Annotated in this window: 13 protein-coding genes and 1 pseudogene; 11 read left to right on the top strand and 3 right to left on the bottom strand. The window is 68.8% G+C overall.

What is annotated here, in order from left to right; translation table 11 throughout:
• The 3 genes from AC4IJH_RS41895 to AC4IJH_RS41885 all read left to right on the top strand — a co-directional run.
• On the top strand, positions 1-794 hold a 794-nt coding region (locus AC4IJH_RS41895; protein WP_490857290.1), incomplete at its 5' end, for a vitamin B12 dependent-methionine synthase activation domain-containing protein.
• A gap of 174 nt (positions 795-968) precedes the next feature.
• Positions 969-1670, top strand: a complete 702-nt coding sequence (locus AC4IJH_RS41890; RefSeq protein WP_490857289.1) for an HAD family hydrolase — start codon at positions 969-971, stop codon at positions 1668-1670.
• 374 nt (positions 1671-2044) lie between these two features.
• A complete protein-coding gene (locus AC4IJH_RS41885; RefSeq protein WP_490857288.1) occupies positions 2045-3652 on the top strand; it encodes an ABC transporter substrate-binding protein in 1608 nt (535 codons plus the stop codon).
• Between the two features lie 68 nt (positions 3653-3720).
• On the opposite strand, the gene AC4IJH_RS41880 is transcribed toward AC4IJH_RS41885, so the two are convergent.
• Positions 3721-4392: a response regulator gene (locus AC4IJH_RS41880; protein WP_490857287.1), complete on the bottom strand. Its 672-nt coding sequence runs from the start codon at positions 4390-4392 to the stop codon at positions 3721-3723.
• Between the two features lie 13 nt (positions 4393-4405).
• Positions 4406-5347, bottom strand: coding sequence for a RecB family exonuclease (locus tag AC4IJH_RS41875; protein ID WP_490857286.1), 942 nt, complete (start codon positions 5345-5347; stop codon positions 4406-4408).
• Positions 5348-5526: 179 nt separating this feature from the next.
• Here AC4IJH_RS41875 and AC4IJH_RS41870 point away from each other — a divergent pair, with 179 nt between their 5' ends.
• The 3 genes from AC4IJH_RS41870 to AC4IJH_RS41860 all read left to right on the top strand — a co-directional run bounded on the left by AC4IJH_RS41870 (position 5527) and on the right by AC4IJH_RS41860 (position 8796).
• Positions 5527-6825, top strand: a complete 1299-nt coding sequence (locus tag AC4IJH_RS41870) for a site-2 protease family protein (RefSeq protein WP_490857285.1) — start codon at positions 5527-5529, stop codon at positions 6823-6825.
• Positions 6826-7055: 230 nt separating this feature from the next.
• Positions 7056-7958 (top strand): tRNA (adenine-N1)-methyltransferase, encoded by a 903-nt coding sequence (locus AC4IJH_RS41865; RefSeq protein WP_490857284.1) that lies wholly within the window; start codon positions 7056-7058, stop codon positions 7956-7958.
• A 217-nt stretch (positions 7959-8175) separates the two neighbouring features.
• The gene (locus AC4IJH_RS41860) at positions 8176-8796 is read left to right on the top strand and encodes a hypothetical protein (RefSeq protein WP_490857283.1); all 621 of its coding nucleotides are present in this window, start codon (positions 8176-8178) and stop codon (positions 8794-8796) included.
• A 15-nt stretch (positions 8797-8811) separates the two neighbouring features.
• Here AC4IJH_RS41860 and AC4IJH_RS41855 read toward each other — a convergent pair whose 3' ends face one another.
• Entirely contained in the window at positions 8812-9108 is a 297-nt protein-coding gene (locus AC4IJH_RS41855; protein ID WP_490857282.1) for a ferredoxin, read from the bottom strand.
• A gap of 244 nt (positions 9109-9352) precedes the next feature.
• On the opposite strand from AC4IJH_RS41855, the gene arc reads away from it, so the two are divergent.
• The 5 genes and pseudogenes from arc to AC4IJH_RS41830 all read left to right on the top strand — a co-directional run.
• Positions 9353-11119 (top strand): proteasome ATPase, encoded by a 1767-nt coding sequence (gene arc / locus AC4IJH_RS41850; protein ID WP_490857281.1) that lies wholly within the window; start codon positions 9353-9355, stop codon positions 11117-11119.
• A 241-nt stretch (positions 11120-11360) separates the two neighbouring features.
• A complete protein-coding gene (gene dop, locus AC4IJH_RS41845) occupies positions 11361-12872 on the top strand; it encodes a depupylase/deamidase Dop (protein ID WP_490857280.1) in 1512 nt (503 codons plus the stop codon).
• 168 nt (positions 12873-13040) lie between these two features.
• Positions 13041-13259 carry a ubiquitin-like protein Pup gene (locus tag AC4IJH_RS41840; protein ID WP_016325855.1) on the top strand — a complete coding sequence of 73 codons (219 nt, stop codon included), beginning with the start codon at positions 13041-13043 and terminating at the stop codon, positions 13257-13259.
• A gap of 3 nt (positions 13260-13262) precedes the next feature.
• Entirely contained in the window at positions 13263-13658 is a 396-nt protein-coding gene (locus tag AC4IJH_RS41835; RefSeq protein WP_490857279.1) for an endonuclease domain-containing protein, read from the top strand.
• A pseudogene (locus AC4IJH_RS41830) lies at positions 13610-13780 on the top strand (proteasome subunit beta); the annotation flags it as partial. The gene AC4IJH_RS41835 and the pseudogene AC4IJH_RS41830, both read left to right, overlap by 49 nt.

The following is a 13780-nucleotide window of genomic DNA, read 5'->3' as shown; positions in this document are numbered from 1 at the left end:
TGCCCACCCCGCCGTTCTGGGGCACCCGCGTCATCAAGGGCATCCAGCTCAAGGAGTACGCCTCCTGGCTGGACGAGGGCGCCCTGTTCAAGGGGCAGTGGGGCCTCAAGCAGGCCCGTACCGGCGACGGCCCCAGCTACGAGGAACTGGTGGAGAGCGAGGGGCGGCCTCACCTGCGCGGCTGGCTGGACAAGCTGCAGACCGAGAACCTGCTGGAAGCCGCCGTCGTCTACGGCTACTTCCCCTGCTACTCCAAGGGCGAGGACCTGATCCTGCTCAACGAGGACGGCACCGAGCGCACCCGCTTCACCTTCCCCCGCCAGCGCCGCGGCCGCCGCCTGTGCCTGGCGGACTTCTTCCGCCCCGAGGAGTCCGGCGAGAAGGACGTGGTGGGCCTCCAGGTCGTCACCGTCGGCAACCGCATCGGCGAGGCCACCGCCGAGCTGTTCGCCTCCAACTCCTACCGCGACTACCTCGAACTGCACGGCCTGTCCGTGCAGTTGGCCGAGGCGCTGGCCGAGTACTGGCACGCCCGGGTCCGCTCCGAGCTGGGCTTCGCCGGCGAGGACCCCGCCGACGTGGAGGACATGTTCGCCCTGAAGTACCGCGGCGCGCGCTTCTCGCTGGGCTACGGCGCCTGCCCCGACCTGGAGGACCGCGCCAAGATCGCCGACCTGCTGCAGCCCGAGCGCATCGGCGTGACCCTCTCCGAGGAGTTCCAGCTGCACCCCGAGCAGTCCACCGACGCCATCGTCATCCACCACCCGGAAGCCAAGTACTTCAACGCCCGGTGATGTCCCGCCGCCCCGCAGGGGCCCGGTGACCCCAAGGACCGCGCCAGGAACTTGAGCGCCGTCCGAGGGCCTGGTCGTACACTTGTCGATCCGGTAGCGGCCGGTCGTTTTCCCCGTACGGGAAGACGACCGGCCCTTTTGTCCCTCCGGGGACATCACAACGGAGGTGCACGGATGACCAGCAGCATCCCCGCAGTCGGCACCCGTACGGCCGAAGGCGCCACCCTCCAGGCGGTCTTCCTCGACATGGACGGCACCCTGGTCGACACCGAGGGTTTCTGGTGGGAGGCGGAGGCGGAGGTCTTCGCCGAGCTGGGCCATGTGCTGGACGACAGCCATCGCGAGGTGGTCGTCGGCGGTCCCATGTCGCGCAGCGCCTCGTACCTGATTCAGGCCACCGGCGCCGATATCGGCCTCGCCGAGCTGACCGTGCTCCTCAACACCCGCTTCGCCGCCCGCATCGACCGCGGCGTGCCCCTGATGCCCGGCGCCCGCCGGCTGCTGGCCGAACTGGCGGCCCATCAGGTCCCCACCGCCCTGGTCTCCGCCTCGCACCGCAGCATCGTCGACCGGATGCTGGACTCGCTCGGCGCCGGCAACTTCCGCCTGACGCTGGCCGGTGACGATCTGCCACGGACCAAGCCGCACCCGGACCCGTATCTGACCGCCGCGGCGCGCCTGGGCGTGGACCCGGTCTGCTGCGCCGTCGTGGAGGACACCGCCACGGGGGTGACGGCGGCTCAGGCGGCGGGCTGCCAGGTCGTGGCGGTCCCCTCGATCCTGCCGATCGAGCCCGCGGCGGGCCGCAGAGTCGTCCGCTCGCTCGAAGAAGTCGATCTGCCTTTTCTCCGATCACTCATCACAGAAAGGCATTGATCCGTACACTGTGCGTGCAACGCCGAATCGCGAAGGAACGCTCGGGAGCGGCCCGCTTATTTTCCGTGACGAATAAAGTGGCCGAATTGCCGCCCGTCCGCAGGCAATTGAAAGAGTGACGTTTCTCACGCCATGCCCCGTCGACAGGGGAAGCACCTCTCGTTCCAGAGCGCCTTTTCGGTGCTTTCCGTGGGGGTATGTGTCCCGATTGATTCAGAGGCGTACGAATCGTTCCTGCGTCCGGATATCGGTCATCCGGCTTCCGTTATCCGGGCGTGATATCGCTTCAACTCCGTTGGGTCCCGGACACGTCGGCGGTGCCTACTAATGTCATCGCGAGCAACACCTCTGCGCTGATAAGGAACCTGCCGACGATGAATCGCAAGACCTTGGTGCTGCCGGCCCTGGCCGGTCTGCTCGTCCCCGTACTCGCGGCCTGTGGAAGCACGGACGGCGCGGGCGACGGCGGCAAGCCGATCGTCGTCGGGAGCACCGACCAGATCGAGGCGACCAAGGAGGCACCGGCTCCCCTGGACCCGGCCCAGGCCTATGACGTCAGCGCGTGGAACATGCTGCGCGGAACCCTCCAGACGCTCATGCGGCTGCCCAGGACCGGAAACCAGCCGGTCCCCGAGGCCGCCGAGTCCTGCGGCTTCCGCGACACCCAGAACGAGCAGTACCGCTGCACCCTGCGCGAGGGCCTGAAGTTCTCCAACGGCCACGCCCTGACCTCCCAGGACGTGAAGTTCTCCATCGAGCGCGTGGGGAAGGTCAACTTCAAGAGCGGTCCCAAGTCGCTACTGGACGACATCGACAAGGTCGAGACGCCCTCGGAGACCGAGGTGGTCTTCCACCTCAAGAAGCCGGACGCCACCTTCCCGCACAAGCTCGCCACCCCGGCAGCGGCGATCGTCGACGCCGAGACGTACCCCAAGAACGCCCTCCACAAGGGCTTCGGCGTGGTCGGCTCCGGCCCGTACACGATCGAGACCGAGGTCAGCGGCAGCCGCATCTCCAAGGCGGTCTTCACCAAGAACCCCCAGTACAAGGGCGGCGTGAAGACGAAGAACGAGAAGGTGGAGGTGCGCTTCTTCAAGGGCTCCGACGCCATGGAGCAGTCGCTGCGCAACGGCAAGATCGACCTGATGAGCCGCTCCCTGTCGCCCGAGCAGGTCCAGGACCTGACCAAGGGCGGCGCCGAGGGCATCAACATCACCGGCGTGCCCGGCCAGGAGATCCGCTACCTCGCCTTCAACACCAAGGACAGCTCGGTCTCCAACAAGGCCGTGCGCCAGGCCATGGCGCAGGTCATCGACCGCCCCGCGCTGGTCCGCGACGTCTACTCCTACACCGGTGTCCCGCTGTACTCCCTGGTGCCCACCGGCCTGACCGGCCACATCAACTCCTTCTTCACCAAGTACGGGAACCCGAACGTCAACGCGGCGCGCAAGCTGCTCCAGCAGGCGCACATCGAGACCCCGGTGAAGCTGACCCTCACCTACACCACCAACCACTACGGCCCCAGCACGGTCAAGGAGTTCAAGACCCTCCAGACCCAGCTGAACAAGAGCGGCCTCTTCCAGGTCGACCTCAAGGGCGTCGACAACTGGCAGCAGTTCCGCACCGACCAGTCCGCGGGCAAGTACGCCGTCTACGGCATGGGCTGGTACGCCGACCTCCCGGACGCGGACAACTACATCGCGCCGTTCATCGGCGAGGGGAACTTCCTCAACTCCCCCTACCGCAACAAGAAGATCGAGACCGACCTGATCCCGGCCACCCGTCAGCAGACCGACCGCAACGCGGCCGCCGAGGGCTTCAAGACGGCCCAGGACATCATCGCCGACGAGGTGCCCTACCTCCCGCTGTGGCAGGGCAAGCAGTACGTCGCCGCGCGCGATGACATCACGGGCGCGGAGTGGGCGCTGAACTCCTCCTCCGCACTGCAGATCTGGGAGCTGGGCCGCGGCGTCGGCAACTGACGCCCGGTATACGAAGAGCGGGCCGGACGGGAATCCCCGTCCGGCCCGCTCTCGCTCGCCCGGTCACCTCACTGGGCGCCGGGGCGCACCAGCCCGCTCTCGTACGCGTACACCGCCGCCTGCACCCGGTCGCGCAGCCCCAGCTTCGTGAGCACATGTCCCACGTGCGTCTTGACGGTCGTCTCGCTCACGAACAGATCCGCGGCGATCTCCGCGTTCGACAGCCCGCGGGCGACCAGCTTGAGCACCTCCACCTCGCGCTCGGTGAGCGTGTGCAGGGTGTCCGGAACCGGCTCCTCGCCCGAGGGCAGATGCCCGGCGTACTTGTCCAGCAGCCGGCGCGTGATGCTCGGCGCGAGCATCGCCTCGCCCGCCGCGACCACCCGGATCGCCTGCACCAGCTCATTGGCCGGGGCGTCCTTGAGCAGGAAGCCGCTGGCGCCCGCCTTCAGCGCCTCGACGACGTACTCGTCCAGGTCGAAGGTGGTCAGCACCAGCACCTTGGCCGGGCCGTCCTTGGCGGGGCCGGTGATCTGCCGGGTCGCCTCGACGCCGTCCATCCGCGGCATGCGGATGTCCATCAGCACCACATCGGGCTGCAACGCCCGCACCTGGTCCAGCGCCTGCAGGCCGTCGCCGGCCTCGCCGACGACCGCGATGTCCTGCTCGGCCTCCAGGATCATCCGGAAACCGGTGCGCAGCAGCGGCTGGTCGTCGACCAGCAGGACGCGGATAGCCACTAGATCTCCTTCGTTAGACCTGCCCCATTCTGCCCTGCTGGCCGGCCCCGGCGTCCTCCGCCCGGGCCCGGGCGGGAGCGGGGAGCGTCGGGAGCGGATAGGGCGGGGGAGTACCGCCGAATTCCGGACACACCGCCTGGTGGTCGCACCAGCCGCACAGCTTGGTGCGGCGCGGGCGCCAGTCGCCGCTCTCCGTCGCCCGCGAGATCGCGTCCCACAGCGCCAGTAGCTTGCGCTCCACCCCGCGCAGATCCGCCTCGCTGGGGTCGTAGGTGAGCACATCGCCGCTGCCCAGATACACCAGCTGCAGCCGCTTGGGCACCTCGCCGCGCAGCCGCCACACCACCAGCGCGTAGAACTTCATCTGGAACAGCGCGCCCTCGGCGTACTCGGGCCGCGGCGCCTTGCCCGTCTTGTAGTCGACGATGCGCACCTCACCGGTCGGCGCCACATCGACCCGGTCGATGAACCCGCGCAGCTGAAGGCCCGACTCCAGCTTCGTCTCCACATACAGCTCGCGGTCCGCGGGCTCCAGGCGGGTGGGGTCCTCCAGCGTGAACCACCGCTCCACCAGCGCCTCGGCCTCCCGCAGCCACTGCGCCAGCCGCTCCCCCTCGGGGTCGTCCGCGAACAGCTCCGCCAGCTCGGGCCGCTTGGCCAGCAGCTTCTCCCACTCGCCCGGCACCATCGCCCGCGCGCTGGGGGCCGTACGCTCGGCCGCCGGCGCGTCGAAGAGCCGCTCCAGCACGGAGTGCACGACCGTGCCGCGGGTGGCCGCCGCACTCGGCTTCTCCGGCAGCTTGTCGATCACGCGGAAGCGGTACAGCAGCGGACACTGCATGAAGTCGCCGGCCCGCGACGGCGACAGCGCGACCGGCCGGGCGGCAGCCCCCGCCGCCGGGGCGCCGTCCTGCGCCTGCTGCTCCACTGCGGCCTTCTCGGTGCTCGTTCCCATGGCACAAGACCCTACGGCCCGCCACTGACACTCCCAGCTCCCCGAGCACCCCTGTTCGGGGAGCCGAGGCGAAGCGCCCCGCGGCGATCCGCATACCATCGACGGCAGACCCCTTTGCGCTGCATGATCGGGGGACCGCACCAGGCATACGCGAAGGCCGTATTCGACGAGGGGACACCGTGGACGAGAGCGGGAAGCCGCAGGACTCTCAGGAGTCCGAGCAGCACCGGCCGGCCGATCCGCCGAGCGAGACCCGGCAGCGCGCCCGGACCACACCCTCGCCGTCGGGCGGGCCCGGACCCTCGCGCCGCCCCGAGGAGCGCAAGAAGCCCGGCGGCGGCATCCTGATGGGCCGCCCCTTCGGCGTGCCCGTCTATGTGGCCCCCAGCTGGTTCCTGGTCGCCGCCCTGATCACCTGGGTCTTCGGCGGCCAGCTGGAGCGCGTACTGCCCGAACTGGGCGCCGCCCGCTACCTGGTCTCCCTCTTCTTCGCCGTCGCCTTCTACGCCTCGGTCCTGGTCCACGAACTGGCGCACACGGTCGCGGCCCTGCGCTTCAAGCTGCCCGTGCGCCGCATCCAGCTCCAGTTCTTCGGCGGCGTCTCCGAGATCGAGAAGGAGTCCGAGACCCCCGGCCGCGAGTTCGTCCTCGCCTTCGTCGGACCGCTGCTCTCCCTGGTCCTGGCAGGTGTCTTCTACGGCGGCATGAAGCTGGTCGATCCCGGCACCGTCCCCGGCGTCCTGCTCGCGGGCCTGATGATCTCCAACCTCATCGTCGCGATCTTCAACCTGCTGCCCGGCCTGCCGCTCGACGGCGGCCGGATGCTGCGCGCCGTCGTCTGGAAGATCACCGGCAAGCCCATGACGGGCACCGTCGCCGCCGCCTGGGTCGGCCGCGCCCTGGCCGTCACCGTCCTGATCGGCCTGCCGCTACTGACCCACACCGGCGTCCTGGGCGGCGCCCGGCCCGAGATCGGCGGCGCCGACTCGCTCACCGACGCCCTGCTCGCCGCGATCCTCGCCGGGATCATCTGGACCGGCGCGGGCAACAGCCTGCGCATGGCCCGCCTGCGCGAACGCCTCCCCGACCTCCAGGCCCGCACCCTGACCCGGCGGGCCGTCCCCGTGGAGGCCGACACCCCGCTGTCCGAGGCGCTGCGCCGCGCCAACGAGGCCGGTGCCCGCGCGCTGGTCGTCGTCGACCGCCAGGGCGCCCCCACCGCCGTCGTACGCGAGGCCGCCATCGTGGGCGTCCCCGAGCACCGCCGCCCCTGGGTCGCCGTCAGCGGCCTGGCCCAGGACCTCAAGGAGGGCATGCGGGTCTCCGCCGAGCTGGCGGGCGAGGCCCTGCTGGACTTCCTGCGCGCCACCCCCGCCACGGAGTACCTCGTCATCGAGGAGACCGGCGAGATCTACGGCGTCCTGTCCACCGCCGACGTCGAGAAGGCCTTCGTCGCGGCGATGGCACGCCCGTCCTGAGAGGTTCCACCACCCGGCCCTCCGGGTAACCCCCCGCTGGGGGGCCGAGCGCGTTCGATTCGCCCCGTAGAGGCCGCACCCGAATCCCCGCTCACCCCCGCCCACCCCCGCACCCACCCGCCACAGCCCGCCCGCCACGGTCCACCGGACGCGTCGCCGGGCACGTCACCGGATACGCCCCCGCCTCGCCCCGGTACAGGGCGCCCCTCAAAGCCCGGTAGGCTGGTCACATGTCCGAACCGACCGGTGCCGCCCGCCGTCGCGGGCCCTTCAAGGTCGGGGACCAGGTCCAGCTCACCGATCCCAAGGGACGCCACTACACCTTCACGCTCGAAGCAGGGAAGAGCTTCCACACCCACAAGGGAGCCTTCCCCCACGACGAGCTGATCGGTGCTCCCGAGGGCAGTGTTGTCCGTACCACCGGGAACGTCGCCTACCTCGCGCTGCGCCCGCTGCTCCCCGACTACGTCCTGTCCATGCCCCGCGGTGCCGCCGTGGTCTACCCCAAGGACGCGGGGCAGATCCTGGCGATGGCCGACATCTTCCCCGGCGCCCGCGTCGTCGAGGCGGGGGTCGGCTCCGGCTCGCTCAGCAGCTTTCTGCTGCGCGCCATCGGCGACCAGGGCATGCTGCACAGCTACGAGCGGCGGGCCGACTTCGCCGAGATCGCCACGCAGAACGTGGAGCGCTACTTCGGCGGCCCGCACCCCGCGTGGACGCTGACCGTCGGCGACCTCCAGGACAACCTCTCCGACACCGAGGTCGACCGCGTCATCCTGGACATGCTCGCCCCCTGGGAGTGCCTGGAGGCCGTCTCCAAGGCGCTGGTGCCCGGCGGCATCCTGTGCGCGTACGTCGCCACGACCACGCAGCTGGCCCGCACCGTCGAGGCGATCCGCGAGCACGGCACCTTCAACGAGCCGTCGGCCTGGGAGACCATGGTCCGCACCTGGCACGTCGAGGGCCTGGCCGTCCGCCCGGACCACCGCATGATCGGCCACACCGGCTTCCTGCTCACCGCCCGCCGCCTCGCGGACGGCGTCGAGCCGCCGCTGCGCCGCCGCCGTCCCGCCAAGGGGGCGTACGGCGAGGACTACGACGGTCCCGGCAGCCAGAGCGGCTCCAAGGGCTGACGGCCGGACGAGCCGAGGCGCACCCGCGCCGCAACGGCCAAGCGCCGCCGACGAGTTCCCCCGAAAGGGGAACCGCCGGCGGCGCTGTTTCGTTCTCAGGGTTCGCCCGATGGGGCGCCCGCGCCGCCATCTCCGGGCTCCGGTTCCGCGCCGCAGTGTCCTGTGGAACGATGCTGGACACCTCCACCACCACAGCTCTTCACAGGAGTTACCCCGCGTGCAGCACTCGGCAGGCCAGGACCTTCCGCACACCCGTACCCGCCCCGTGCACTGGCTCGCCACGGCCGCCGCTCTCGCGGCCGTCGTCGCGGGCGCGTCCTTCGTCCGGCCCTCCGGCGCCACGGCCACCACCGCCGACGAACCCGGCGCCTGGGCCGCCCCGCGGCCCGCAGCCGCCCCCGACCCGCGCGCGGTGACCTATCCCGTGGACTGCGGCCCGAACCGCGTCGACGTCGTCAAGAGCGCGCGCGGCGACCTCGACGGCGACGGCGGGGCCGAGACGGTCGTGGCGGTGCGCTGCCACGCCGAGATGGGCACTCCGCCCAGTGGCGTCTATGTCCTGTCCCGGCCCGCCGTCAAGGGCGCACAGACCCGTATCGCGGCCACCCTGCTCGCCCCCGGGCGGGACCTCAGCGTCCAGGACCTCACCGTCAGTGACGGGGTCATCTCCGCCACGCTGCTGGGCTACTCCGCGCAGAGCGTGCCCCGTTGCTGCCCGGACGAGCGCAAGTCCGTCAAATGGCAATGGAAAAACGGGAAGTTCGTCCAGAGCGAACTTCCCGTCGATTCCGGCGGTGACACCGGTTCCGGCGACCGTTCCGTCGCCGAGAGTGTCTGATCCGTAACGCCGCGTCTACGGCGCGTCCGGCCCGTAGACCTCCACCTGATCCGCTACGCGGCGTACGTGGATGCAGTCGCCGGGGCACTCCTTGGCGGAATCCCGTACGTCGTTCAACAGAGGCAGCGGCACGCGCGTGGTGGCGCCGGGTTCCTGCAGGAGCTCGTCCTCGGGGCTCTTGACGTACGCCAGGCCGTCGATGTCGAGCTCGAAGACCTCGGGCGCGTACTGGGCACAGATGCCGTCACCGGTGCACAGGTCCTGGTCGATCCAGACTTCCAGTTCCTGGATGCCTTCATCCTGTGCGGTCATGTCGTGCCTGCCGTTCCTGCGTGGGGTGAATCAAATGGGGCCAGCCCTGACGGGTGTTGACCGTCTCGACGATACAACCGCTCGCTTTCTGATGTTGTTGGGTGGGTATCCCCCCTGCGTGAGGACGTGCGCAAGGGTGAAGATCGGACACGCCCCGACAGTCTTTTCGATCTAGGGGTTTCAACCTGCACCGGCCCAGGTAGGGTCAGGAAGCGTCCAGCTCCCCTTGGAGGAGGTGAGGACCGTGGCAGCCCACGACGACGACATGAACCGCGGCATCCGGCCGGGGCGGGGGTCTGAAGACCCTGCCGGCCAGGTTGCCTATCTCGAGCAGGAGATCGCCGTCCTGCGACGCAAGCTCGCCGACTCTCCGCGTCACACGAGGATTCTCGAAGAGCGGATCGTCGAGCTGCAGACCAACCTGGCTGGTGTGTCCGCCCAGAACGAGCGGCTCGCCAATACACTCCGCGAGGCCCGCGACCAGATCGTCGCGCTCAAGGAGGAAGTCGACCGGCTCGCGCAGCCGCCGGCCGGCTTCGGTGTCTTCTTGCAGGCGAACGAGGACGGCACCGCCGACATTTTCACCGGAGGCCGAAAGCTCCGGGTCAATGTCAGCCCCAGTGTCGAGCTCGACGAGCTCAGGCGTGGCCAGGAGGTCATGCTCAACGAAGCGCTCAACGTGGTCGAGGCCATGGAATTCGAGAGCGCCGGGGACATCGTCACCCTCAAGGAGATCCTTGAGGACGGCGAGCGCGCCCTGGTCATCGGGCACACCGACGAGGAGCGGGTGGTGAGGCTCGCCGAGCCCTTGCTGGACATCACCATCCGCCCCGGCGACGCCCTGCTGCTCGAACCACGCTCCGGCTATGTCTATGAAGTCATCCCGAAGAGCGAGGTCGAGGAACTCGTCCTCGAAGAGGTCCCGGACATCGACTACACAAAGATCGGCGGTCTGGGCAACCAGATCGAGCTGATCCGCGACGCGGTCGAGCTCCCGTACCTCTACCCCGACCTCTTCAAGGAGCACGAACTGCGCCCGCCCAAGGGCGTGTTGCTCTACGGCCCGCCCGGCTGCGGCAAGACGCTCATCGCCAAGGCGGTCGCCAACTCCCTTGCCAAGAAGGTCGCGGAAGTGACCGGAAAGGCCGCGGAGAAGAGCTTCTTCCTCAACATCAAGGGCCCCGAGCTGCTGAACAAGTACGTCGGCGAGACCGAGCGGCACATCCGCCTGGTCTTCCAGCGTGCGCGGGAGAAGGCGAGCGAGGGCACCCCCGTCATCGTCTTCTTCGACGAGATGGACTCCCTCTTCCGCACCCGTGGATCCGGTGTCAGCTCGGACGTGGAGAACACCATCGTCCCCCAGCTGCTCTCCGAGATCGACGGCGTGGAGGGCCTGGAGAACGTCATCGTGATCGGCGCCTCCAACCGCGAGGACATGATCGACCCGGCCATCCTGCGGCCAGGGCGTCTCGATGTGAAGATCAAGATCGAGCGTCCGGACGCGGAGGCGGCCAAGGACATCTTCTCCAAGTACCTCACCGAGCGGCTCCCGCTGCACACCGACGACCTCTCCGAGCACGGCGGATCGCCCAAGGCGGCCGTCAGCGCGATGATCCAGTCGGTCGTGGAGCAGATGTACGCGGAGTCCGAGGAGAACCGCTTCCTGGAGGTCACCTACGCCAACGGTGACAAGGAAGTCCTCTACTTCAAGGACTTCAACTCCGGCGCCATGATCGAGAACATCGTCGGCCGCGCCAAGAAGATGGCGATCAAGGCCTTCCTGGAGCACAACCAGAAGGGCCTGCGGGTCGCCCATCTCCTCCAGGCGTGCGTGGACGAGTTCAAGGAGAACGAGGACCTGCCCAACACGACGAACCCGGACGACTGGGCTCGTATCTCCGGCAAGAAGGGCGAGCGGATCGTCTACATCCGCACGCTGGTCACCGGCAAGCAGGGCGCGGACACCGGCCGCTCCATCGACACGGTGGCGAATACCGGTCAGTACCTGTAACACCGCTCTCCGGCTGCGGATGTCCTGCACGGGGCGTCCGCAGCCGGATGCGTTTTTGCCACAGGTTCGACCGGACTGGAGCAATGACTGTAATGATCTCCCCAGCGCCGCAAAGCCGTTCTAGGCTCTTCGGTACCGCCGCGTCACGCTGTGCGGGAGCGGGGACCGCACATCGACCGGAAGCGCAGCGGTACTTGAGCGCCGACCCCATCCCGGGGCGCCGCCGGGCAAGGAGGGCCGCATGACCGTACGGCGAGTAATGGGCATCGAGACGGAGTACGGGATCTCCGTCCCCGGCCACCCGAACGCCAATGCCATGCTCACCTCGTCCCAAGTCGTCAACGCCTACGCGGCGGCGATGCACCGGGCGCGCCGCGCCCGTTGGGACTTCGAGGAGGAGAATCCGCTGCGGGACGCCCGCGGCTTCGACCTCGCACGCGAGTCCGCTGACGCCAGTCAGCTCACGGATGAGGACATCGGCCTGGCCAATGTCATCCTCACCAACGGGGCCAGGCTGTACGTCGACCACGCGCATCCCGAGTACAGCGCGCCCGAAGTCACCAACCCGTACGACGCCGTGCTGTGGGACAAGGCCGGCGAGCGGATCATGGCCGAGGCCGCCGAGCGCGCGGCCCAAGTGCCCGGCGCCCAGCCGATCCACCTCTACAAGAACAACACCGACAACAAGGGCGCCTCCTACGGCACGCACGAGAACTACCTGATGAAGCGGGAGACCCCCTTCTCGGACATCGTGCGCCATCTGACGCCGTTCTTCGTCTGCCGCCAGGTCGTCACCGGCGCGGGCCGCGTCGGCATCGGCCAGGACGGCCACGAGCACGGCTTCCAGATCAGCCAGCGCGCCGACTACTTCGAGGTCGAGGTGGGCCTGGAGACCACGCTCAAGCGCCCGATCATCAACACCCGCGACGAGCCGCACGCGGACGCGGAGAAGTACCGCCGGCTGCACGTGATCATCGGCGACGCGAACCTGTCGGAGATCTCCACGTACCTGAAGCTGGGCACCACCGCGCTGGTCCTGTCCATGATCGAGGACGGCTTCATCGCCGCCGATCTGGCGATCGACCAGCCCGTGCGCACCCTCCACCAGGTCTCGCACGACCCCTCCCTCAAGCACCTGATCACGCTGCGCAGCGGCCGCACGCTCACCGCCGTACAACTCCAGATGGAGTACTTCGAGCTGGCCCGCAAGTACGTCGAGGACCGCTTCGGCGCGGACGCGGACGACCAGACCAAGGACGTCCTGACCCGCTGGGAGGACGTGCTGGGCCGCCTGGAGCACGACCCGATGAGCCTGTCCGGCGAGCTGGACTGGGTCGCCAAGCGCGAGCTCATGGAGGGCTACCGCCGCCGTGACAGCCTGGACTGGGACGCGGCGCGGCTGCACCTGGTCGACCTCCAGTACGCCGACGTGCGCCCCGAGAAGGGCCTCTACAACCGTCTGGCGGCGCGCGGCAAGATGAAGCGGATCCTGGCCGAGCCGGACGTGGAGCGGGCCGAGCTCAAGCCCCCGGAGGACACCAGGGCGTACTTCCGCGGCCGCTGCCTGGAGCAGTACGCCGACGACGTGGCCGCCGCCTCCTGGGATTCGGTCATCTTCGACCTCCCGGGCCGTGACTCCCTGCAACGGGTCCCCACGCTGGAGCCGCTGCGCGGGACGCGCAACCACGTCAAGGAACTCCTGGACCGGTGCCGTACGGCCGAGGACCTGGTGCGGGTGCTGTCCGGCGGCTGACGGAAAGCGGATCACCGGCCGTCAGGAGGGTGAGAACCGGGCAGGTACGGGAATCATCGAGGTGGCTCCCGGACGTTGAACAAAGTGCAGGGCCGATGTCAGACCTTGCTTGTAGGGTCTGATCTTGACAGTCACATCGAGCGGGGCGAACCGAGCGGGGTGAGGGAAATGGCGACCAAGGACACCGGCGGCGGACAGCAGAAGGCCACACGTTCCACCGAGGAGGTCGAGGAGCAGGCGCAGGACGCGCAGGCTTCGGAGGATCTCAAGGAACGCCAGGAGAAGCTGTCGGACGACGTGGACTCTGTTCTCGACGAGATCGACGATGTCCTCGAAGAGAACGCAGAGGATTTTGTGCGTTCCTTTGTGCAAAAGGGTGGACAGTGACACATGTCCGAAATGCCCGAAGGGGAATTCTGCCCTCGGTGTGATCGGACCCTGACGCGAGCGGAATTCGCACCGAATGATTCCGCTCGCAGTGGTCTCCGGGCACAGCGTCGGGAGTGCTCCGCGGAGTACTCCCGGCCGCGCCGGGAGGCGCGGGGGAAGGTGCTCAATGCGTGGCGAATGAGCGGCCGCCCCATCCGTCCCACTCCCCGTCCCATCCATGTTGAACGCGATCATGGGGCGGGTAGAGTCCGTGGCGTACTGTGCTTCAGCTGCAACGCAGCGCTGAGCCAATTCAAGGATCGGCCGGACGTCTTGAGGCGTACTGCCGAATATCCGGAAGGAAACGTGTGGAAGCCAACACTCGTAGCACCGGGCGTCTACCAGCTGCCTTCCTGACGCCAGGCTCTTCGTCATTCATGGATTTCCTCGGCGAGCACTCGCCGGAACTGCTCCCCGGCAACCGGCCGCTGCCGCCCGTGCAGGGTGCCGTGGAGGCGCCGCACGGGACCACGATCGTG

The sequence above is a fragment of the Streptomyces sp. UF-297 genome (assembly GCF_058245575.1).
This window is presented reverse-complemented; position numbering and strand designations above follow the sequence as displayed.